The 22,396-nt window shown below is 54.9% G+C and carries 17 protein-coding genes and 1 pseudogene; 7 read left to right on the top strand and 11 right to left on the bottom strand.

What is annotated here, in order from left to right; translation table 11 throughout:
- The first annotated feature begins 8 nt into the window (after positions 1–8).
- A complete protein-coding gene (locus ABNH10_RS04080; RefSeq protein WP_349384847.1) occupies positions 9–476 on the top strand; it encodes a hotdog fold domain-containing protein in 468 nt (155 codons plus the stop codon).
- A gap of 101 nt (positions 477–577) precedes the next feature.
- Here ABNH10_RS04080 and ABNH10_RS04075 read toward each other — a convergent pair whose 3' ends face one another.
- Together ABNH10_RS04075 and ABNH10_RS04070 are read right to left on the bottom strand one after the other, a co-directional pair.
- Positions 578–1,264 (bottom strand): alpha/beta family hydrolase, encoded by a 687-nt coding sequence (locus tag ABNH10_RS04075; protein ID WP_349384846.1) that lies wholly within the window; start codon positions 1,262–1,264, stop codon positions 578–580.
- Between the two features lie 15 nt (positions 1,265–1,279).
- A complete protein-coding gene (locus ABNH10_RS04070; RefSeq protein WP_349384845.1) occupies positions 1,280–1,897 on the bottom strand; it encodes a TetR/AcrR family transcriptional regulator in 618 nt (205 codons plus the stop codon).
- 93 nt (positions 1,898–1,990) lie between these two features.
- Here ABNH10_RS04070 and ABNH10_RS04065 point away from each other — a divergent pair, with 93 nt between their 5' ends.
- Complete coding sequence (locus ABNH10_RS04065; RefSeq protein WP_349384844.1) at positions 1,991–2,155, top strand: hypothetical protein; 165 nt, start codon at positions 1,991–1,993, stop codon at positions 2,153–2,155.
- Positions 2,156–2,169: 14 nt separating this feature from the next.
- On the opposite strand, the gene ABNH10_RS04060 is transcribed toward ABNH10_RS04065, so the two are convergent.
- From ABNH10_RS04060 to ABNH10_RS04045, 4 genes are all read right to left on the bottom strand, one after another.
- The gene (locus ABNH10_RS04060) at positions 2,170–3,213 is read right to left on the bottom strand and encodes a PA0069 family radical SAM protein (protein WP_349384843.1); all 1,044 of its coding nucleotides are present in this window, start codon (positions 3,211–3,213) and stop codon (positions 2,170–2,172) included.
- A gap of 92 nt (positions 3,214–3,305) precedes the next feature.
- Positions 3,306–8,147 carry an NAD-glutamate dehydrogenase gene (locus ABNH10_RS04055; protein ID WP_349384842.1) on the bottom strand — a complete coding sequence of 1,614 codons (4,842 nt, stop codon included), beginning with the start codon at positions 8,145–8,147 and terminating at the stop codon, positions 3,306–3,308.
- Positions 8,148–8,497: 350 nt separating this feature from the next.
- A complete protein-coding gene (locus ABNH10_RS04050; RefSeq protein WP_349384841.1) occupies positions 8,498–8,812 on the bottom strand; it encodes a DUF2288 domain-containing protein in 315 nt (104 codons plus the stop codon).
- A gap of 265 nt (positions 8,813–9,077) precedes the next feature.
- The gene (locus ABNH10_RS04045) at positions 9,078–10,487 is read right to left on the bottom strand and encodes an alkaline phosphatase D family protein (protein WP_349384840.1); all 1,410 of its coding nucleotides are present in this window, start codon (positions 10,485–10,487) and stop codon (positions 9,078–9,080) included.
- 60 nt (positions 10,488–10,547) lie between these two features.
- Here ABNH10_RS04045 and ABNH10_RS04040 point away from each other — a divergent pair, with 60 nt between their 5' ends.
- Together ABNH10_RS04040 and metG are read left to right on the top strand one after the other, a co-directional pair.
- Complete coding sequence (locus ABNH10_RS04040) at positions 10,548–13,376, top strand: hybrid sensor histidine kinase/response regulator (RefSeq protein WP_349384839.1); 2,829 nt, start codon at positions 10,548–10,550, stop codon at positions 13,374–13,376.
- Between the two features lie 223 nt (positions 13,377–13,599).
- On the top strand, positions 13,600–15,639 hold the full coding sequence (gene metG / locus ABNH10_RS04035; RefSeq protein WP_349384838.1) for a methionine--tRNA ligase: 2,040 nt from the start codon (positions 13,600–13,602) through the stop codon (positions 15,637–15,639).
- 202 nt (positions 15,640–15,841) lie between these two features.
- Here the strand turns inward: metG and ABNH10_RS04030 are convergent, their stop codons facing one another.
- The gene (locus tag ABNH10_RS04030; protein WP_349384837.1) at positions 15,842–16,534 is read right to left on the bottom strand and encodes a Crp/Fnr family transcriptional regulator; all 693 of its coding nucleotides are present in this window, start codon (positions 16,532–16,534) and stop codon (positions 15,842–15,844) included.
- A 127-nt stretch (positions 16,535–16,661) separates the two neighbouring features.
- Between ABNH10_RS04030 and ABNH10_RS04025 the strand changes: the two genes are divergently transcribed.
- The 3 genes from ABNH10_RS04025 (at position 16,662) to ABNH10_RS04015 (ending at position 19,681) form a co-directional block, all read left to right on the top strand.
- On the top strand, positions 16,662–17,447 hold the full coding sequence (locus ABNH10_RS04025; protein ID WP_349384836.1) for a class II aldolase/adducin family protein: 786 nt from the start codon (positions 16,662–16,664) through the stop codon (positions 17,445–17,447).
- A gap of 10 nt (positions 17,448–17,457) precedes the next feature.
- On the top strand, positions 17,458–18,054 hold the full coding sequence (locus ABNH10_RS04020; RefSeq protein ID WP_349384835.1) for an HD domain-containing protein: 597 nt from the start codon (positions 17,458–17,460) through the stop codon (positions 18,052–18,054).
- Positions 18,055–18,325: 271 nt separating this feature from the next.
- Positions 18,326–19,681, top strand: coding sequence for an oxygenase MpaB family protein (locus ABNH10_RS04015; RefSeq protein ID WP_349384834.1), 1,356 nt, complete (start codon positions 18,326–18,328; stop codon positions 19,679–19,681).
- A 238-nt stretch (positions 19,682–19,919) separates the two neighbouring features.
- Here the strand turns inward: ABNH10_RS04015 and ABNH10_RS04010 are convergent, their stop codons facing one another.
- The 4 genes and pseudogenes from ABNH10_RS04010 to ABNH10_RS03995 form a co-directional block, all read right to left on the bottom strand.
- On the bottom strand, positions 19,920–20,435 hold the full coding sequence (locus ABNH10_RS04010; RefSeq protein WP_349384874.1) for a DUF5677 domain-containing protein: 516 nt from the start codon (positions 20,433–20,435) through the stop codon (positions 19,920–19,922).
- 18 nt (positions 20,436–20,453) lie between these two features.
- Positions 20,454–21,550 (bottom strand): annotated as a pseudogene (locus ABNH10_RS04005) (IS3 family transposase); the annotation flags it as partial.
- A gap of 86 nt (positions 21,551–21,636) precedes the next feature.
- The gene (locus ABNH10_RS04000; RefSeq protein ID WP_349384833.1) at positions 21,637–21,984 is read right to left on the bottom strand and encodes a hypothetical protein; all 348 of its coding nucleotides are present in this window, start codon (positions 21,982–21,984) and stop codon (positions 21,637–21,639) included.
- Between the two features lie 2 nt (positions 21,985–21,986).
- Positions 21,987–22,391 carry a hypothetical protein gene (locus ABNH10_RS03995; RefSeq protein WP_349384832.1) on the bottom strand — a complete coding sequence of 135 codons (405 nt, stop codon included), beginning with the start codon at positions 22,389–22,391 and terminating at the stop codon, positions 21,987–21,989.
- Between the last annotated feature and the right edge of the window lie 5 nt (positions 22,392–22,396).

Below are 22,396 nucleotides of genomic sequence, written 5' to 3'. Positions count from 1 at the left end.
CCCGCCCCATGAGTAATAACTACCTGCTGAACCTGTACGAAAAAGCCTTGAAACTGCCGGCCGGGCGCAAGATTTTCTCTATGGTATTCAGCCGAAAAGCCCCTTACTTCGCGACCATCACCCCGACCATCGCTGAACTGCGTCCTAATTTCTGCAAGGTTACATTCAAGAAGCGTAAAGGGGTGGAAAACCATATCCAGACTGTTCACGTCATCGCTATCTGCAATGCGATGGAGTGCGCCATGGGCGCCATGGCCGAAGCCTCTGTGCCCAAACATTTACGTTGGATTCCCAAAGGCATGGACGTGGCCTACACAGCCAAAGCCACCACCGACATCACCGCCACCGCCGAAGCCAACCCGGAAGACTGGCAACCCGGTAACCTGCCCGTCACGGTTAAAGCCACACGGGACGATGGCACCGTAGTGGTAGAAGGCACCATTAATCTGTGGATCAGTGAAAAGTCACCGACGTAAAACCGCCCAGGCAGCCTCTGAATACAGCACAAACAAAAGAGAAAATTCCGATAGTTATCGTACAGCCAGGCGGGCACAACATCAGGTTCAGCGCGGACCGCCTAACGATTAATGGCAGGCACGCTCTTCTGCATAAACGCTGAGGACGCCCTCGCGGATTCTTGAATCAAGTCCTGCTGTTTTAATCCACTGCGCTTGAGCGGTTTAAAATCATGATCCCCAACGGACAACCAGTGTACCTGCACCAGCCCTGGCAAGTTATAACCTGCCACCTCGTCCGGCTTGCCGAAGGAGTCCCGCTCGCCCTGGCAAATCAACATGGGCACCGCCAGATCTGTCAGATGGGCAATCCGTGTTTTCTCGGGTTTGCCAACCGGGTGAAAGGGATACCCCAGCGCAACCACGCCAGCGATATCCGCACCCTCGGCAGCCAGCATAGAGGCCATTCGCCCCCCCATGGACTTGCCACCGATCCACAGGGGGAGCGATTCATTACCCGTTCCACACAGCTCACCGGCCAAGGTGTGTGCTTGCTCAACGCGCGCGGCAAAAGCGCTCAGCAGTTTGGGCGCTCGGTCCGGTGGAAATTGGCGTTGTTCATAGCGGCGGCGCTGCATATAAGGAAATTCAAAACGCAACACGGCCACGGACTGTGACGCCAACGCCGCAGCCATGGCGTTCATAAAGTCACTGTCCATGGCGGCCCCAGCGCCATGTGCCAACAGCAACAATGCTACCGGCTCTTGCGCCGCATCATACAAACAATCCGTCCCCAACCACTCACCCATAACCAGGCCTTACCGTCATAGCGCAGCCTGCAACGCACGTAACTGGCTTCGCAGGGCATCAGCGAACACCACCTGAAATACATCCAGCGGTGGAGCGTTAATCACGGCAGCCACCACCGGCGCAGGCTGACTCACCGCCCAACAACCGATTACCGACTGTTGGGTTTGCATCAGGAAACGAATTGCTTGATCCCCCTCCAAGCCAAATTCATTCTCTAACCGTCCAGCTAAATGGGCGAACTGAGCCAATAAGGCCTGCTTGAATTCCCGTGCCTGGGGTTCATCCAAATTGTGTTCCAACACGGTATGCAGAATAGAGGTTAATCGGCAAAACAAAGGTCGCCTGATCAGCAACTCACTGATTGCCGCCCACACCGGCTCCTCCTCAGATAATGGCGCCACCACCATGTCATCCAGCTCATTTAGATAGAGCGCCAAAAAAAGGGCTTCTTTGGAGGGGAAATACCGGTATAGCGCAGCTTTGGTAACACCGGACTGTCGAGCGATCGCCGCCAAGCTAATAGCAGCGAACCGTTGTTCAGCAAAGAACATCGCCGCCGCCTCAAGAATTTGAGCACGCCGCTCCGCTTTCTGTTCGGGGGAGCGGGCACGTTGAAAGGGACAAGAATTCACGCCTGTAATAATCCAGCCAGTCGGCGGTTAATCATACGGGGCCAGAGCTTGCCGAGCCAGACCATCATCAAGTTCCTCCACCGATGAATCACGATGGCGAGATGGCGGTCAGCCAGCACCTTGCTGACCACCGCGCCGGTTCGCATGCGGCCCGCCCTGCAGAGCAAGACGTGGGTCATGTTCGTGCCTTGGGCACAACAGCACGCTCACCCCCTGTCGCTGAATTCCGCGTTGTTCACCCCCCGTCGTAAAACATAACTAATCGTAGATGACTAAACAGTGCCCCACAGGCTCAACTGCCCATGGGGCCCCGGCGGCACAAACCCACTGGTATCCAGCACCAGCGACTCGCGCGCGGCCAGCCCAGCACTGCGACAGGCGGAATCAAAACGCTGACGGAGTAAGTGCGCCCAGGCACCTTGCCCACTCTGACGGTGATGCCAACGGCTATCGTAAATCGCTCCGCCGTGTAGATCCCTCATCACTGACATGACCTTATTCGCCCGGTCTGGGTAGTGATCCTCTAGCCATTGCTGCCACAATGGCCCCACTTCGTGAGGCAAGCGCAGCACCACATAGCCCGCCTGCTGGGCACCGGCCATGGCCACCTGATGAACAATATCTTCCAGTTCATGATCATTAATAAACGGAATCACCGGCGCCACCAGTACCGTCACCGGCACGCCGGCTCGGCTCAGCTCGCGCACCACTTTGAGTCGTTCCTTTCCCCCGCTGGCGCGGGGCTCCAGCTGGCCCTTGAGACGGTTATCCAGGGTGGTGACCGAGACAGCGACGCAAGCACGCCCTGCCCGCGCCATAGGCGCAATCAAGTCTAGATCTCGCAGCACAAGGGTGCTTTTGGTAATTAGGCTGAAGGGATGCTGACAATCCACCAGCACCTGCATTAACTCGCGAGTAATGCGTCGCTCACGCTCAATGGGCTGGTAAGGGTCGGTCACCGTACCCAGTACAATCGGCCGGCAACGGTAGCTTGGCTTACGCAAACTATCGCGCAGCACTTCGGTGGCATTGTCCTTACAGAAAATTTCGCTCTCAAAATCTTGCCCAGGAGACAGATCCACATAGGCATGATTGGGACGCGCATAGCAGTAGATGCAACCGTGCTCACACCCCCGATAAGGATTGATACTCTGTTCAAAAGGCAGGTCCGGGCTGCGGTTGGTCATGATAATGCTGCTGGCTTTCTCACGGTGATAGCGAGTGGGCCGATTCACAGGCGGACTATTAGATTCAGAATGACTGACGGCAAAACGGCCTGGTAGCTGGCTGAGGGTTCCCCGATTCACTGTGCGCATAAACTTCACCTCTGCATATACTGTCTTTTTGTACAGTATATGCAGAGACCAAGCAACTCAAGTGCAATCCGAGCAGAACCCTGCCAAAAGGCCTACAGGCTGCGCAACTTACGCAGCTCGCGCACGCCCACCGCCAGTGTCATAAAGTCGTACAGGCCTTCCGCTTGCAGGCTTTGCAAACGGTGAATTCCAAAGGCCACCTTGCGGCGTGACTTCTCCTCCCAGGCAGTAAACCTTTCCGCCGCTGTCTCGCCTTCATATTCGAGTACTTTGGCGGCCACTTGCCGATGCAGACGGTAAGAGTCTTCTCGTAGATTAGCTCGGGCCAAGGCTTGCCAGCGATCCTGCACAGAGAGATCGAGAATCGAGGACAATAGCCACAAGATATGCAGTTTATCGCCGACCAGAAAGTACACTTGCGCTGCCAGTTTCAACGGCACCTGAGCCTGGGAGGCAAGCTCCACAATATCCAGGGCACAGCCCAGCACCATGGTATTGGCCAGCATTTTGGCTTCTTTCTCGGGCACGCCATCGGCTTTCATGCTCTCCACAGCCTGATCCCATTCCTGCCGGTAACTGCCCGGCAGCACCTTGGGTAACATACTTTCCAGTTCAGCAATGGCCTGCCGGTAACGGACCACCGCTTCCGCCACTGGACGGCACCCCCACTTATAATGAATCAGCCAAGTGGTCACGTGTTTCATCAGTCCGATTACACGACCATAAAGCCGTAATTGCACCTGACTATCCACCCGCCCATCCAGACCATCCACCGGCGCCCAATACAAGTCGCCGTCGAAAACGGCGTGAGCCATGACATAGGCCTTCACCAGCCGATGCAATGACAAACCATGTTCATCTGCGTAACGATGGACGAAGGCAAAGCCCACGCGATTAACCACTGCATTAGCCAGCACGGTGGCGATCAACTCCCGGCGCAAACCATGATTAAGAAGATCATCACCAAATGACTCCACCAGTTCCCGTGGGAAGTAATGCAGCACATCCTGGTCAAAAAAGGCATCGTCAGGCACATCCGATGCTAGCAAGGCATCGAACAAGGCATTCTTCGTATAGGACAGCAGCACCGACAGCTCCGGGCGAGTTAGCCCTTTACCACGGGTACGGCGCTCACTTAACCCTTCATCATCTGGCAGGAATTCCACCGCACGCACCAGCATCACCTGGCGCTCCAATGTGCGCAGATGGTTGGCGTGTTCATCCAGCCGCGACGCGGCATTATATTCCAACAGGCTGAGCGCCAAGCTTTGCACGTAATTGTCACGCAATACGGCATCGGCTACATCGTCGGTCATGCGCACCAGTAAAGGGTCGCGGGTATCCCGATCCAGGCGCCCATCGCGCAGGCGCTGATTCAATGGAATCTTGATATTCACTTCCCGGTCCGAGCTGTGTACGCCAGCGGAATTATCGATGGCGTCGGTATTAATTCGACCACCATTGAGAGCAAATTCAATACGGCCCAGCTGAGTAAGCCCCAGGTTGCCCCCCTCTCCCACAACCTGGCAGCGTAGATCCTTGCCGTTGACACGGATGGCGTCGTTGGCTCTGTCGCCTACTTGGCCATGGTTTTCATTGCTGCCCTTTACATAGGTGCCGATACCACCATTCCAGAGCAGCTCCACCGGCGCCTTGAGAATCGCCATAATCAATTCAGCAGGAGTCAGGGTGCGCTCAGTAATCCCCAGCGCCTCGCAGGCCCGCTCACTGAGCTCAATACTCTTGGCACGGCGTGACCAAACGCCGCCCCCTTCGGACATAGCCTCGCGATCGAAGTCATCCCAAGTGGCACCTTTGGTTGTAAACAGGCGCTGTCGTTCAGCAAAGGTAGCAGCCGGATCCGGGCTTGGGTCGATGAAAATATGCAGGTGATTGAACGCTGCAACTAACTGAATCTGGTCTGACAGCAGCATACCGTTGCCGAACACGTCCCCACCCATGTCGCCAATGCCAACCACAGTGAAAGGCTCAGCCTGGATATCCTTGTCCTGTTCGCGAAAGTGGCGTTTTACGCTTTCCCAGGCACCACGAGCAGTAATACCCATTTGCTTGTGGTCGTAACCCGCACTGCCACCTGAAGCAAACGCATCGCCCAGCCAGAAACCGTAATCGTCCGCCAGGCCATTGGCGATATCCGAGAACGTCGCGGTGCCCTTGTCTGCTGCGACCACCAGATAGGGATCATCCCCGTCATGGCGAACCACCTGATCCGGCGCCACAATCGTATCGCCTTCGCGGTTGTCGGTGATATCCAGGAGCCCGCGAATGAAATCTTTGTAACAGGCGATGCCTTGCTGCTGCCACGCCTCCCGGTCACTGGGTGTGCCGCCTTTCACTACAAAGCCACCCTTGGCACCCACCGGTACGATAATAGCGTTCTTAACCATCTGAGCCTTGACCAGACCCAGCACTTCGGTGCGGAAATCCTCACGGCGGTCGGACCAGCGCAGGCCGCCACGAGCTACAGGCCCACCGCGCAAATGAATACCTTCCATGGTGGGCGAATAGACAAAGGTTTCGTACATGGGCAGCGGGGGCGGCAGCTCGGAAACTTTCTTTGGATCGAGCTTCATGCTGACATAGGGCTTGTCATGGCCTGCCGCATCCTGCTGATAAAAATTGGTTCGCAAGCCGGCCCGCACCACACTCAGGAAAGCGCGTAGCACACGGTCCGCATCCAGTGAAGCTACGCTATCGAGCTCATGATCCAGGTTCTTCGCCAGTTTCAGTCCTTCATTATCCCGTCGAATGTCGCTTAACTGTGGGTCAAAGCGGATTTCAAAAAGCTGCACCAACAAACGGGCAATACGCGCGTGTTCTGCCAGCAGCTCTTCCATATAGTTCTGCGAAAACGGCAACCCGGTTTGAATCAGGTATTTGGTCAGGGTGCGCAGGCATACCACTTGGCGAGCATTCAACCCCGCCAGCAACACCAGGCAATTCAAACCATCATTTTCCGTGTGTCCATTCCAGCATTGCAGGAAGGCGTCTTCGAAATAACGTTTTTGTTGTGCAGGGCCAAGAGAGCACTCGCCGTGGACCTGCACATCAAACACCTGCACCCAGCGCGGCTCCCCATCACGGGGGGTCACTCGGGTCGGGTTCTGACGCACCACGCGCAAACCAAAATTTTCTAATGCCGGCAGCACAGCGGACAAGCCGATGGGATTGCTCAAGCTGTACAGGCGCAAGCTGGTTGGGCACGCGGCTCCGTCCGTATCGGTGACGGTCAGGCTGGGCAACACCGGCTGCTCAACACTCAGCTGCGCCAGATATTCCAAGTCAGCGGCGGCCTCAACCGCGCTGTGGGCATCGCAGTAGCCGGGAGGAAAAGCTTCACCGTAACGCAAAGCCAGTGCGGCCCCGTCATCTGCGCGTTTACCTGCCTTCTCATCTTGCTTATTCTGGTAGCCACTTTCACGCAATACCTCACGCAGCTGATCGGCCCATGAACGGGTAATCTCAATTAATCGCTGCTCTACCTGGTTATCGCTCATGGCCAGCTGCATGCCCTGGGGGATGCGCACAATACAATGAATCCGAGCCAGCCCTTCGCGAAGAAAATCTACCGCACGTTCCACTGAGCGGCCATTACACAATGTCATCAACTCAGCGGTGACCTTGTCGCGAAGCTCCGGAGAATAACGCTCCCGGCTCAGGTAAATCATGCAGGAATAGAAACGACCGTAGCGGTCTCGACGCATGAAAACCCGTAAATGGTGTCGATCACGCAGGGCTCGAATACCCATGCAAATGTCATACAGCTCTTGTTCGCTACACTGAAATAACTCGTCTCTGGGCAGCTGGTAAATAATGTCGCGCAGATGCTTGCCAGAGTGCGAACGTCCCGGCAGACGAGAACGCTCCAGCACGTAATTCACCTTGCGGCGAATCAATGGAATATCCCGAGGCCGATTAATATAGGCATCAAGGGAAAGCAAACCAATATAACGGTCGGTGCCTTCAACCGAACCGTCTGCGGCCAAACGTTTTACCGAAACCACATCCATGTAGTGCGGATGATGAATATGTGAACGGACATTGGCTTTGGTGACTACCACCAACCGGCCATGACGAATGTATTTGGCCATTTCTTCATGGGGCGCAATAAATTCATCCGCATTGGCATAGGGGCTGTTCGGGCGGGCCAGGCCAAGCCCGGCAGCATTATCCAGATGCAACTGGATACCTCCCTCCATATCTTTTGCTTCAGAGCGAGCGTAACCAAGAAAGGTAAAGTGTTCTTCAGACAACCATTCAATAAATTCTTTCGCTTCCTGCAGCTCCTGGTGGTCTCGGTCAGGGTAACTGGCTGACAAATTAACCCGCGTCGCCTCCAAGTTATCCAGCATGGGCACGAAATCTTCCACCACCACCCGCAAGTCATCAAGAACGCGCTCAAGAATAGCCTGCAAGTTAGCGTAATCCTGATCGTCACCCAGCGGTTCGAATTCCACATAAATCATCGACTCCGCCGGCTGCTCACCGTCACCAACACCAACCACTTGGGTGAGGTGCCCATGGACATCACGGCGCACCTGAATCACCGGATGCACAGTCCAGTCGATAGCAGTACCCGCATCACGCACGGCCATAGCTACCGAATCCACCAAAAACGGCACGTCATCGGTAACGGTGCGCAACGCAGCAAGCCCGCCGGGGCGGCAAGGGGGTTTCAGGTGGATCAGGGTTTCGCCGGGGTGGCGTTGTTGCGCCATTAACCAATGCTGTTGGGCGATTTGAAAAAGCTGTTCAGAGGAGCGAGCAGTTAGTGCAGCAAGGCTGCTCATTTCATAATAGGCAGCGAGAAAGCTGCGAAACAGAGACTGCTGATCAGCCCCTATGTGGGTAGTAACCTGCCCTTCCAGCTGGGCCTGCAACAGCGCCTGGCGTTGAGCAATATCATCCTGCATCGAAATCTCCGGCGTCCTCACACTACGCAACGTACCGAGTAAAACCGAATTACGTGGGCCACCACGCTCTTCGGGCTTTCCCAGGCCCGCCGGGCACACGTACAGGCCCTTTCGCTCACTCTATACCCGCGGTAGCAATTAATGCTAGCCCGCCCCGCCAAGTCACTGAACCATGCTAAAGCACTCCTCCCCCTCCTGAAGGAAGACAACCTGAAAGCGACGCCATACTCGACAAGCGCCCCAGCCTAATTAAACGCAAGGGCGTGGCTGCCCGGTAATACTGGCCACAGGCTCAGACGGCAAGGCCAAAGCATGTCTCTAGGGGGAGAGAAGAGAAAGGAGGCGAGGAGTTACTGCACTGATTCCCGCTGCACCAACACCCATGGCGGCAGCACCACGGTCCACAAAGCTCTGTCTTCGGCGAACCAGCATGCCGCCTGCTCATCGGTCACCTTGTCAACCTGCGCCTTGTCCCGCCACAGGGCGATGCGTTCTGTCTGATCTTCCGAAAATGCCAGCGCCACTTCAATCAGATCCAACTCCGGTGCCACATAGATAGTTTGGCCACGGGCGAAGAAGGGCTGCAGCTCTTTCCAGCTAGCCTTGGCGGTTTCTTGATTGAGTTTGGCTTTGAGGATCTCTCGCTGTTCGACTTGCTCAGACATGACCGACTCCTGCTGTGAAGCAGTGCATTATCGGTGTTCTACTGCAGGCAATCAAAAGAGAAAGCAGGAAAGAGGACAGGGCAGAAAAAGAGACGCCCGCCATTTGGGGTTGGCGGGCGTAAGCTGTACCGGGTCATAATCGAACATCCGTGTTCCATCGCATCCCTGCGAGACCCACTGTAGGCAATTCACCAAAGTGGGATAAGACGAAAAACACCCTAATCCATGTAAGCCTTTCGCTATTAGCACCAGCGCCCTGCTCGTCTTACCACTCGATGGTGCGGCTTACCTCCGGTATTGCCCGGTTTCGACGGTCAAACAGGGCAAATTGAGCACCTTTATCATCGAATGACACCACCGAAAAAGCATTATCACTGAACACCTCTCCCGGCACGCTGACTTGCCCTAAAGGGCGCCCCCAGCCGCTATACAGCAGCCCCGGTACCCGTATCATCGGGCGGTACCAGCGGAATGCGAACAGCGCGGTGGGCCAGAACAGCCCCGAACAGGTCCAGCTGTGCACCTTCTTGCCACCATTCAAGGTCAGGCTGGCGTACAAAGAGGCATGCACATCGCCACTGAGCACCACCAGTTTCTGGCTCGCGCTCTTTGCCATGGCCGCTAGCAAGCGCTCTCGCTGATGGCGAAAGCCTTCCCAGGCATCCTTGCCTCGAAAAGGCCGGCGTTGTTCGGGAAACATAACGACGGAGGTCACCAGCACCTTGATCCGTTCAGGGTCACGATCCAGCCATTCGGCAAACGCCTGCTCTTGCACCTCACTGATCATTTTGCGCTGCCAGGGCCAGCGGCTCAGTACCCGCTCGGTACGCACATCCATCACAAAGAAATCTGCCGGCCCACGGGAAAAGGTATACCAGAATTTATCGGGGTCGCGGTCCAGATAGGTGCCGGCCTGATTCAAGGGAGCAGCCGGCGAATGTGACGCCTGGTAAATCTGATAGGCCTTGATCGCAGCCGGATACTTGTTGGTCCACCGGTCGGCATCCGCCTTGGCCGGCCAATTATTTTCGATTTCGTGATCATCAAGGATCATATAGCTGTTGGTTTCTCTTAGCAGTTTGGCTAAGTGTGGCTGAGAAAAACTAGCCCGATAGAGAGAATCAAAATCATCTGGGGTGGTGGCGGCACCAATGCTATACAGGGCATCGGCGTAGACCTGATCCCCACCAAAGAGCACAAAATCCGGATTGTGCTGCTCCGCCTGGGCCGACATTTCTGCAAAAATTTTGTCCGCGCGATCATCCTGAATAATGCCATCCAGCCCTACAAACCGGTAACAACAGGAACCGAACAGGAAGGTAGTCTGATTCGCCGTTGGCTGATGGGTAGAGAAACGCCCGGTTTCCACGTCATGCCAATCGAGCGGTGCCTCTTCTTCCGAGCGCACCCAACCTGCCTGATATTGATAGCTGGCCCCCGGTTTTAGCTTATTGATTACCACGACCCCGGACCCGTCAAAATTACCATTGAGGCGGAATCGTCGCGGTTCAGACCAGCGCTCTTCGCCCAGCTCACGCCAACGCACCCGCCCCCACATGAATTTGTCCCCGGCCCCTAGCTCTCCTTTGGGCAATGCCCCGAAAAGACGCACATGAGACTCACCGGACTCACCGGTAATCGGACCGACCGCAAAACGGTTTACTATCCCTGTCATTAGTTATTTCCCCTCTGCATTGAGCCCCCCGGCCCACGCTGCTAGCATCACTGAGAAGAGGTGAGCCATCCCCCCTCGTCTACTCAGGATATAGACACTTTGTTGAAGGACTCGAAAGCCATCCTGTTTTTGCTTGTCGCTGTTTTTTCAGTCTGTCTGTCCACACAGGTGTCAGCCAATGGCCCGGACACCCAGATTATCGGCGAACAACAGGAATACCTACATCCCTATCAGGGCTTGTATTTCTTCTGCACGCCTGCGGATCAGTCGCCCGACATTACCAGCATTCTCCAACGCTCAGACCTGCCATGGCAACCCAGCGGGGCCGACATACCGAATTTAGGCTTTATCACAGATCATTGCTGGTTCCGTTTCTCGGTTCGCAACCTTAATCAACGGCATAGTGCTTGGCAGCTGGAAATCGACAGTGCCGTACTCGGTGAATTGGATGTTTACCAGATCGATGCCGGCGGTAATCTTGTGGCGCATTATCAGGCGGGCATGGACCGTGACTTTTCCGTGCGCCCGGGCACCGCCGCCAAACCGGCCTTTCCGCTTACCTTGCCGGCCGGCACCGACAGCGAGATTCTGTTCAGAATTACCTCTGCACACAGCACCCAGTTACCGCTGGAGCTGATGCCTCAAGAAAACTACAACGCAGCAATGCAAACACACAACATGGTGCAGGGCATTTTCTTCGGCGGCATGCTGGTGATGATTCTCTATAACCTGTCGCTGTTCTTTTCCATCCGCGAGAAAGTGTATTTCCTCTATGTGTGCTGGTCCGCCGTTGTTACTCTGTTCATGGCGGTATTGCATGGTTATGCCCATCGCTACCTGTGGCCGCACTCCATTCTGGCCAGCCAGTACATCATTCATTTCCTGCTGCCCTTGATTGTGCTGTTGCCACCCCTATTTACCCTGCATTTTTTATCATTACGGGAAAAATCCCCCCGCCTTGCCGTATTGCTGCAGGTTTTCGTCGCCATTGGCACGATACTATTCCTCGCCGCCCCCTTTACCAGCCGCGCCTTCCTGGTACCGATTTCCGTTAGCGCTATTTTGCTGATGGATTTCAGCATTTTCCTGGTCGGCCTAATCCGCACTCGCACAGGCGACCCCGACGCGCGTATTTTCACCATGGCCTGGTTATGCTTCATTATTGGCACCGCGACTATGGCATTGAATAAATATGGTGTCATACCCCGCAACGCACTGACCGAAAACCTAATGCAACTCGGTGTTTTCTTGGAGGTGGTGCTGCTTTCGCTAGCCTTGGCCCGGCGCATCAATCGCTTGAAGGAGGCCCACGCCGACTCCGTGCGCGATCGCGCCATCGCAGAAATGGAAGCGTTCAAGGCAGGCGCCAGAACCCACGCCAAGAGTGAATTTCTGGCCACTATGAGCCATGAAATTCGCACCCCAATGAACGGTATTATGGGCATGACCGATCTGTTGCGTCGCACCAGCATGACCCAGCAACAGGCGCAATATGTCGGCACCATCTATCAATCCACCCAGTCGTTGCTGACTGTCATCAACGATATTCTTGATTATTCCAAAATCGAATCTGGCAAGCTGGAACTGGATTACCAGTCCATTGCACTGGAAAACATTGTCGATGATTGCGTCCGCTTGTTTGCACTGCGCTCCAGTGAAAAAGCCCTGCCTTTGTATATTCATATCGACAGCCGCGTCCCGGAGCGCATCAAGACAGATCCCATTCGCCTTAAACAGATTATTACCAACCTGCTCAGCAATGCCTTCAAGTTCACTGAGCGAGGCCACGTTGCCCTGCATGTGAACCTGAAACAGCCCGCCAACAACAAAGGCATGTGCATGCTAATGATTGAAGTGGTCGATACGGGGATAGGCCTGGATGAGGGGCAGCAATCGTCTCTTTTTCAGGGTGTCAGCGATCTCTCTTCAAAGGGCAAACACAACGGTGCCGGCCTTGGTTTGGTCATTTGCAAACGCTTAATTGAGCTGCTCGGCGGTGACATCGGCGTCTCCAGTTCCCTGGGGCGCGGCGCCACCTTCTGGCTATCCTTACCGGTACAAGTGGAAAAAAACCGACGAAAGCCGGTGCTGGCAGAGCGCAAAGCCGTGATCATTTCCAGCACCGCACCACAGTTGCTGAGTCTGTCCCAAATCCTCAGCCGCTGGGGCGCAAAAACGCTGGAATATCGCGACGTTATCACCGCGCTAGATCCAGCCAACCCGGCACAGCCAGTGGACTATCTCATTGCGGAATTGCCGGTACTGGAAGACCCGCAATCTGTTGAACGGCTACGCGCCCATTTTGATAACCCGGCACTGGTACTGCTACATCCTACCGGCAAGCCGATCAGTGAGACCCTGCCCGAAGACCTGTTGTTGATAGAAACGCCATTTTCTTGCCAGGCGCTGAAACGTAGCTTACTCACAGGCCCCGACGAGAATCGTGCCCTTGCAGTGGAACGAGAGCCACTGATTCGTCTTGACCGGGCCAATATGCCCAAGGTGATCGTGGCAGAAGACAATGCCGTGAACCAACTGGTGATCGACAGCATTCTCAAATCACTGGGTATTTATGCCACCCTGGTCAGTGATGGAGAGCAAGCCCTTGAGCTGGTGCGCATGCAGCCAAATCACTGGGATGTCATTTTCATGGATTGTGAAATGCCCATCATGGATGGCTATCAGGCCAGCCGGGAAATTCGAGCACTCGAAGCCGAGCAGGAATCACAGCCGCATTGCTGGATCATCGCTCTGTCAGCCCATGCCACTGGGGACTATGTGCAAAAAGCCCGTGATGCCGGAGTAGACGATTACCTCAGTAAACCGGTTTCCCAGCAACAGGTGCGTGACGCCCTGAATCGCGGGCAGGCTCCCAGGAGCACCCGCTAATCACCGTAGCGGCCTGAGAGACGCAAAGCTAATCACACGCCGCTCGCTCAGGCACGGTGATTAACCCCCACACCCGGAACATGCCAGCGATTGGCTGCCCTTGAATGCCCGCCGGCGCCCCTGTTCTCATGGCCCAGGTTTCACCGCGAATATCACAGGATGAAAAACCCCGGCAGCACCCGTATCATAGGCCACCCATTTTTTGGAAATCGATGCCGTTCCCATGAGTGACACTCCCCGCAAGATACTGGTCACCAGTGCCCTTCCCTACGCCAATGGCCCTATTCATCTCGGCCATTTGCTGGAATACATTCAAACGGACATCTGGGTTCGCTTCCAGAAACTCCGTGGCCAGCAATGCATCTATGTGTGTGCTGACGACGCCCATGGCACCGCCATCATGCTCAAGGCCGAGGAAAACGGCGTTACCCCGGAACAGCAAATCGCCCAGGTGAAAGCTGACCACGAGCGTGATTTCGCCGATTTCCAAGTAAACTTCGACAATTACTACAGCACCCACAGCCCCGAAAACCGGGCGCTGTCGGAAATGGTATTCCAGCGCAACAAAGATGCGGGCTACATTCTGGAAAAGGCCATCACCCAGCTGTATGACCCGCAGAAAGGCATGTTCCTGGCCGATCGCTTCGTTAAGGGCACCTGCCCCAAATGCAAAAGCGAAGACCAATACGGCGATAACTGCGAAGTGTGCGGCGCCACCTATACCCCTGCGGAGCTGATTGAGCCCTATTCTTCCGTCAGTGGCGCCACCCCGGTGGAAAAAGAAACCACCCAGCTGTTCTTCGACCTGCCCAAGTTCGAAGCCCTGCTGCGCGAGTGGACCCGTTCCGGCGCCCTGCAGGAACAGGTCGCCAACAAACTGCAGGAATGGATTGAAGACCTGCAACCCTGGGACATCTCCCGTGAAGCGCCCTACTTCGGCTTCGAGATCCCCGGCTACCCAGGCAAGTATTTCTATGTGTGGCTCGATGCCCCCATTGGCTACATGGCCAGCTTCCAGAATTACTGCGACCGTGAAGGGCTCAGCTTCGACGATTACTGGGGCAAGGAATCCACCGCCGAGCTGTACCACTTCATCGGCAAGGACATCATCAATTTCCACGGTTTGTTCTGGCCCGCCATGCTGGACGGCGCCGGCTTGCGCAAGCCCACTGCCATCTACAGCCACGGCTTCGTCACCGTGAATGGCGCCAAGATGTCCAAGTCCCGTGGCACCTTTATCAAGGCCCGCACCTATCTGGATCACCTGAGCCCGGAATACCTGCGTTACTATTTCGCCGCCAAGCTCTCCAGCCGCGTGGACGATTTCGATCTGAACCTGGAAGACTTTGCCCAGCGAGTGAATTCCGACCTGGTGGGCAAACTGGTCAATATCGCCAGCCGAACCGGCAACTTCGTCAAGAAGTTCGGCGGCACACTCAGCACCGAGCTAGACAACATGATGCTGGTGCGCGAAGTGCAGGAAGCAGGCCCGCGCATTGCCGATTTCTACGAGAAGCGCGAATTCGGCAAAGCCATGCGTGAAATTATGGCCCTGGCCGATCACGCCAACGTCTACATCGCCGACAAGGCTCCCTGGAGCCTCTCCAAGGAAGAAGGCAAAGAGCAGGAAGTGTTGGCTATATGCAGCACCGCCATTAACGTCTTCCGGCTGCTGGTGATCTACCTGAAACCGGTTTTGCCCGCGTTGGCCGAACGCGCCGAAGCCTTCATGCAGGTGGAGCCGCTCACCTGGGCGGATTCGGAGCAACTGTTACTCGGCCATGAGATTGCCAAGTTCAAGCCTCTGCTCAGCCGTGTGGATATGGCACAGGTAGAATCCATGCTCGAAGATTCCAAAGAAAGCACACCGGCCCCCGCTGCCGCCAAGCCTAAAAAGGCCACCACCCAAAAAGCAGACGCAGGCGACAATGACGAAACCATTAGCATCGATGATTTCCTCAAGGTGAAATTGCGCGTGGCCCGCGTGGCCAAGGCCGCGCACGTAGACGGTGCCGACAAGTTGTTGCAGCTAACGCTGGACGTAGGCGAGCTGGGTCAACGCAATGTGTTTGCCGGCATCAAGGCCCGTTACGCACCGGAGGAGCTGGAAGGCAAGCTGGTCGTATTGGTGGCCAACCTGGCACCGCGGAAAATGAAATTCGGCATTTCCGAAGGCATGGTGCTGGCCGCCGGCCCCGGCGGAGATGATATTCATATTCTCAGCCCCGACAGCGGCGCCGAACCCGGCATGGAAGTGCGTTAAATAGACGTGCGCTAATTGGCGACATAAAAAAACCGGCCACCGCTGGTTTTTTTATGTCTATCTAAAATCAAATCACCGCAGAATGTTGGGCAGAGTGTCGGGTTACGGCTGCGCCTAACACGACCTACCAGTGCACGCGGGGAATATCGTGTAAGTAGGTCGAATTAGCCTGAAAGGCGTAATCCGGCATTAAGCTTCAAACTCAATTCAACGTCGCCAAGTGCTCCCGCAGCGTCGCCTCATCTTCAATGGTAATCCGCCCGTAACCCAGCGTAATCAGCCCCTGTGCCTCAAAGTTTTTTAGCGTCCGGTGCACCCCCTGGCGGGTCATGCCCATCATATTGGCAATGTGTTCGCGGGTCAGGCGCACCGTCACCGGTCCGCCTTCCGGCTTGCCGCCACGCTGCATTTGCGACAGAAACAACAAACGCTGCCCTATTCGCGCCTGGGTGCCACGCAAGGCGTCTTCTTCAATCATGGAAATGGCAGACCACAGCCGTTGGCTAATCAGATCCAGCACCACCGGATAGCTTTGCGGGTAACGTTGCAGCAAGTCACGGAAATAAGGGCCCGGCACCTCCACCAGCACGGCGGCCTCCTGTGCCGTGGCCCCATAGACGCGCCCAGCCCCCGGGGAAAACACCGCGTCGCCAAACCAGGTGCCGCGGTCAAATATAATCAACACCGCTTCCTGGCCCTGTGCATTCACTGAACTAATCCGCACCTGGCCCTCGGCAATCACACACAGATTGGACTGAGGTTCGCCCTTTTCATAAATCGGCTGATGGGCTTGAAACGCCCGCACACGTGCATGCCGCGCCGCTTCATGCAGCGCCTCGTCCGGGAAACCCGCCAATAAGGGGCAGTGCCGCAGCACCGTATACGCATTCGTCATGGCCCAATTGTAAACCAGTTGACAGTTTTCCCCCTAACCCCCGGCCTACACTCGAGGGAGTAAAAAAACAGACCACATCATAAGGGGCACACCCCAAGATAAGCCCCACATAACGGGAGAGCGCTACATGAACAGCCAGGTCACTCTTAACCCAGCTACCATCCCCTCCAAAAAAAACGCCGTCAGCGCCGAAGAATGGCAGCTGCGCGTGGATCTCGCCGCCGCCTACCGGCTCATTGCCCTGCACGGCTGGGATGATCTTATCTTTACCCACCTATCCGCCCGCCTACCCGGCGACGAGCACCATTTCCTGATCAACCCCTACGGCATGATGTTCGACGAGATCACCGCATCCAGCCTGGTGCGGGTAGATCAGGAAGGAAACAAGCTCGACGACAGCGATTACGACATCAACCCGGCCGGTTTTACCATCCACAGCGCCATCCATGCGGTGCGCGATGATGCTGCCTGCGTCATGCACACCCACACCACCGCCGGCGTCGCCGTATCCGCCCAGCAGGAAGGGTTGCTGGCCCTGTCGCAACAAAGCCTGTTTCCGCTGGCCAGCCTCGCCTACCACGACTACGAAGGCGTAGCCCTGCGCGACGATGAGAAAGCCCGCCTGCAAGCCGACTTGGGCGACGCCAACTTCATGATCCTGCGTAACCATGGCCTGCTCACCGTAGGCAGCACCATCGCCGATACCTTTCTGAGCATGTTCATCTTGCAGCGGGCCTGTGAAATCCAGGTGCAAGCCCTGTCTGGCAACCGCCCGCTGACCCCGATCCCCGCCGGCATCGTCGACACCATCAAGCAACAGGCGGCACAGGTCACCAAGGGCATGGGCGGCAACCTGGCGTGGCCCGGCCTGCTGCGCAAGCTGGATCGCAACAACCCCGGTTACGCAGAATAAGGAGCGCACCATGAATGACATGACCGCACCCCGCGCCGACTTTACTCACATGAAGGAGGGCACCGGCGAGGACTGGCAGATCATTGCCAAATCCTTCGGTGAATTCAGCAAAGGCCTGCCCAATCGCATCATCACTCACCTGCGCCTGCTGGAAGGCGACTTCGGCGGCTTCAAGATCGACCGCTTCCAGCACTGCCTGCAAACCGCCACCTTGGCCCATCGCGACGGCAAAGATGACGAATATGTGGTCTGCGCATTGCTGCACGACATCGGCGATACTCTCGGCACCTTCAACCACGCGGACGTGGCCGCCGTGCTGTTAGAGCCTTTCGTCAGCGAGGCCAACTACTGGATGGTGAAACACCACGCCATCTTCCAAGGCTACTATTTCTTCCACTACCTGGGCATGAATCGCGACATGCGCGAGAACTTCAAAGATCACCCGCACTATCGGCAAACCCTGGAGTTCGTCAGCAAATACGATTCGCCGGCATTCGACCCGGAGGGAGAAACCCTGCCACTGGATTACTTTGAACCCATGCTGCGCAAGGTTTTTGCCGAGCCGCGCAAGTCACTCTATAAAGAAGCCATGGCGGAGCAAGGCTAGCCAGAACCTAACCACCCTCTTTGCCGTTTACCCCACCGTTTAACGGCAAAGAGGGATATCTTCACGAAACACCAACCAAACAAACGTTTCTTCAGAAAAACATACCCTTACCCGTTATTTACTCTAATCACCGTGCATCACCTCTGCGGCTGTCCTCTTCAGGCCAAAACCCGCATGTTCTATCCTCGTTCTTTCTTGCCATTGCCATTGCCAGCAGTACGCTATAACCCCAATGTATACAGATAATTAAATGTCTTTTTAGAGGTGCGAAATGGCGCGGTCACTAGAGGCACTTTGGGAAAAAGTTCACGCCCAAAAAAGTCGGATTCCCTCTCTCTATGGTGATATTGATTTCGATGTCACACCGGAGCGCTTTACCGATGACATCAAAACCCGCAGCGCCTTGCCGGAATCTTTTTCTCGCAAATACCGCGCCGGCATTCTTGCGGACAAAGAAAAAGTCGAACGGGCACGGGCCTACACCCTGCTCGGCGACACCGTGTCTGATGCTTATGCCGCGTTGATGCCGCAATACGGGTTTCGCCACCTGATCACCATGCTCAAAAAAGCCTGCGATGAAGGGCTGGAAGCCGTGGATGATGCACCCCAGGAATTAACCGATTTTATCTCTGCCATGGAATCCACCCCGCACTGGGTAGACATGGACCTTGTCCGTGAAGGGGCGCGCCTGAGCCGCAATCAAATGGCCAACTTGGCGCCCTACGTGATTCGCGGTGCCTTTGTGGCCACCTTCATGAACAAATACTCCGGCCTGCCCATGGCCATCACCGGCACCTTAGCCAACGAATCGGTAAACCAGCGCATCAACGAAACCGCCAGCTTCTTCACCACCGCCACCCTCCCCGGCTCACTGGAACGGTTCGGCCCCGGCTTCAAAGCCGCGGCCATGGTCCGTCTGATGCATTCCATGGTGCGCTTCAACATCATCAAACGCGCCACCATCGACAAGGGCGGCCCTTGGGACCCGGCGGTATATGGCATTCCTATTCCCCAAGTAGACCAAATGCCCGCCGGCACCATGCCCGCCTACCTCACGGCCTTCAGAGCACTGCGTAAAGGCCGTAAACAGTTCACCGCCAACGAGCGAGCCATTGTCGAACTGTCACGCTACCAGTGCTTTTTACTTGGCTTGCCCGAAGAACTGCTGCCCGCCGAAGCACCAGAGATCATCAACACCATGCTCACCTACTCCGGCACCCTGCGCGAAGGCTACGATGACGAAACCTGCGGCGAACTCACCCGCGCCACCATGTCCGTTTACCGAGGCAAAAACAAAAAACTTCTCAGCAAAGCGCACAACCTGGTTGAGCGCAGCTTTTCTAAAGTCTTCTTCACCCAGGCCTTTCTGGGCCGTAAAGACAAATCAAAAGCACAAGAAATGGGCGTGGAACCCCACCTGATCGACTATGCCCTGTTTACTGTGGGCAACCTGTTAGTACTCCCCCGCCTCATCGCCTACCGAACCCTGCAAGACATACCGGTAGCCAACAAGATAGCGGATAAAATACTGGTAAAGAGAATCAAGGAATTACTGGTGGAATACGGCCACGCGGAATACACCACCGACGCCAACCAGTACGCCCCAACAACACAGGAAATCACATAAAAAAGCGCGGCCTGAAAGCTGCGCAGGTGCCGGGTTACGGCTACGCCTAACTGGGCCTAAACATTCTCAACAGGCCGTAATTCACCCAAGGGCTCAGAGAGCCAGAAAGGCGTAACCTGATCACCTTTATCGACAGCCGAAAATTCCGGGAAGGAGATATGCTTAACCTCTCCAATTCCGGGGTCAGCTTTTTCAGGGATTCTTGTATCGGGGGAGTGGACATTAGACGACCTCATTATTAAGCCCCCAAGAGCTCGCGTACTTTCTCATTGGTTATCTTCTGGCGATGAAGAAGCCATAAAATCGCCGTATGCCCAAACACTTGTGATATCGCACCTATCGTTTGAAGGTGCACCAATGTCACTTCGGAACGTTCGGCTGGGTTAACGACTGTTTCAGACTTCCCGTGTGTTTCCAATGACATAAACCTGTAGAGAATCTGATACAGATCTAAAATTCCAGACTCACGGGCTTGCTGCTCAATCGAAACGCCTTTTTTCGGCTTGTTTCTAGTCGATAGAAAATCATTGGTGACATCCGCGCCATCTTCTTTTGACTTGACGGACAGCAATCCGTCTTTCATAGCCATCTGGGCAAGCCTATCGAGTTCATTTGTAGGAAACTCCGCGTACCTTGCCGCACGTTCTGGATCCGATATCACCCAATGTAGCGAGATAAACAACTCCAGTAATTGCCGAGATAAGATGCCCAATGCTGTCGGATTCTCTGACAAGCCGAGATTGGTAGTGTCCACACCCCCTAAACTGAGACAGACCTGATTAGAGTTTTCCACTTTCTGGCGATACACCGCTGGCGGTATGTCACCCAGGCTTTCATGCGGCCGCTCGTCGTTGTAATCCAGCATCCATAGCCACGCCATTTCCCGAACCTGCCCCAGACTCTCGAACAGATAGGCGTCAAGGAACTCATAGCGGAATGAGCCGTTAAATCGCTCGACGAAGCCATTCTGTTGCGGTTTGCCAGGCTGGATGTAGGCGACCTCGATGCCTTTCTCTTCACACCAATCATAGAACTCCGCTGCGATCAGCTCTGGCCCGTTATCCACCCTGATCTGATTTGGCAGCCCACGCTCTTGCTCAAGGCGCTCCAGCGTCCGCACTACACGTCCTGCCGGGAGGCTGGTGTCCACTTCGATAGCGAGACACTCGCGAGTGCCTTCATCAATGATGTTCAGCGTACGGAAGCGCTTGCCGCAATAAAGCGTGTCGTGCATAAAATCCAACGCCCACTGCTTGTTCGGATACATGCTGACCTCCAACGGTTTGGCGATACGCTTGGGCAATACTCGCTTCGTGCGCCTGCGCAAGTTCAGGCCCATCTGGCAATATACGCGGTAGACACGCTTGTGATTGAAAGGCAAACCCTTATTCCTAATGCGCTTGTAGCACTTCCAGAAGCCAGCCCTCGGTGACTTCTTGAGCTGCTCGTTCAGCGCCTCAATGACAGCAGCATCCGCTACACGCCAGTCCCGGGGCCTGCGGTAGTAGCTCGCCCGCCCCAGACCGACCAACTTACAAGCGTGAGTAATCGATAATCCAAATTCGACCAGAGCCGTTGCCGACTCGCGTCTCTCTGCTGTCACCAACCCTTTTTTGCGAATAGATCCTTCAGGGCAGCGTTTTCCAGGCTCAGATCAGCAAACATCTGCTTGAGTTTGGCATTCTCGTCCTGGAGCTCCTTGAGCTTCTTCACATCCGATGCCTCCATGCCACCGTACTTGCTCTTCCAGTTGTAGTAGGTGGCATTGCTTATGCCGTGCTTACGGCAGATCTCTTCGACCTTCATGCCCGCATCAACCTCTTTGAGGATCGATACGATCTGGGTTTCAGTAAAGCGTGATTTCTTCATTATCGTCTCCTGAGATGTGATATTCCCAGAAAACTCTAATCAGGTCTGTCTCAGTTTAGGGGGTGTGGACATTAGGCGATTTTCGCTCACTTTATGAACCAAGCATGGTTTGACCCATCCCAGCCATAGTGCTTACCGCGGAATGCATCCATAGCGGCGACATACTGTGAAAGAATTAACGTAACATCACTCGCTTGAGGCACATCATCTTCGTCTAACATATCCAAGAACTCAATAGACTCTTCATCAGAGAGGACGGTTTTCACTCGCTCTAGAAGTCGATTAACAATTTTAATTTTGCTTTTACTTACGGCAGAATCCGGCTTTTTTTTAGACAGCTCTTTGAACTCCGTATACATTGCTTGGAGCAAGGGTGTCATAGTATCGTGCGTTCCTGCCTTCTCTCTAGTTGTATAGAATTTATCTGTACTCACTTTTAATCCTTAAGCTTCTTGGGTTTAACGGTGCGAATCAACACCATACCATCATCATCAACACTGTCATTTTCATCTCCTTCTACACGCCAATACCAAGCACCGTTCCGTATTACAACATTATCGGCTCTTTGCTTTTCGAAGCATTGCAGGTACTGCGATAGAATGAAAACCACATCGCTGTTTTGTGGGATATCATCTTCATCAAAGTTGTCGAAATCGTCGAAAGGCTTATATTTCTCAGCGAGATATTCGTTACTTTGAGATATCAGTTTGTTAACAAACTTTAGTTTGAATTTGTTAACTGCATCATTAGGGTTCTTTTTTGAAAGAAGCGATATTTCCTCGTAAATACTGAGTAGCTGACCTGATAATTTTTCAAATATGTCGACGTTACTTCTATTCATTATTG

This window comes from Alcanivorax sp. (genome assembly GCF_040119285.1).
Taxonomy (GTDB): Bacteria; Pseudomonadota; Gammaproteobacteria; order Pseudomonadales; family Alcanivoracaceae; genus Alcanivorax.
Note: the sequence above shows the minus strand (reverse complement) of the source record. Positions and strands in the feature narration are given on the sequence as shown.

Coding starts and splice junctions, on each gene's coding strand:
- ABNH10_RS04080 (WP_349384847.1), top strand. CDS start 9: ATGAGTAATAACTACCTGCTGAACCTGTACGAAAAAGCCTTGAAACTG.
- ABNH10_RS04050 (WP_349384841.1), bottom strand. CDS start 8,812: ATGTCTGAGCAAGTCGAACAGCGAGAGATCCTCAAAGCCAAACTCAAT.
- ABNH10_RS04075 (WP_349384846.1), bottom strand. CDS start 1,264: ATGGGTGAGTGGTTGGGGACGGATTGTTTGTATGATGCGGCGCAAGAG.
- ABNH10_RS04015 (WP_349384834.1), top strand. CDS start 18,326: ATGGCGCGGTCACTAGAGGCACTTTGGGAAAAAGTTCACGCCCAAAAA.
- ABNH10_RS04025 (WP_349384836.1), top strand. CDS start 16,662: ATGAACAGCCAGGTCACTCTTAACCCAGCTACCATCCCCTCCAAAAAA.
- ABNH10_RS04030 (WP_349384837.1), bottom strand. CDS start 16,534: ATGACGAATGCGTATACGGTGCTGCGGCACTGCCCCTTATTGGCGGGT.
- ABNH10_RS04020 (WP_349384835.1), top strand. CDS start 17,458: ATGAATGACATGACCGCACCCCGCGCCGACTTTACTCACATGAAGGAG.
- ABNH10_RS04060 (WP_349384843.1), bottom strand. CDS start 3,213: ATGCGCACAGTGAATCGGGGAACCCTCAGCCAGCTACCAGGCCGTTTT.
- ABNH10_RS04045 (WP_349384840.1), bottom strand. CDS start 10,487: ATGACAGGGATAGTAAACCGTTTTGCGGTCGGTCCGATTACCGGTGAG.
- ABNH10_RS04065 (WP_349384844.1), top strand. CDS start 1,991: ATGGCGAGATGGCGGTCAGCCAGCACCTTGCTGACCACCGCGCCGGTT.
- ABNH10_RS04055 (WP_349384842.1), bottom strand. CDS start 8,147: ATGCAGGATGATATTGCTCAACGCCAGGCGCTGTTGCAGGCCCAGCTG.
- metG (WP_349384838.1), top strand. CDS start 13,600: ATGAGTGACACTCCCCGCAAGATACTGGTCACCAGTGCCCTTCCCTAC.
- ABNH10_RS03995 (WP_349384832.1), bottom strand. CDS start 22,391: ATGAATAGAAGTAACGTCGACATATTTGAAAAATTATCAGGTCAGCTA.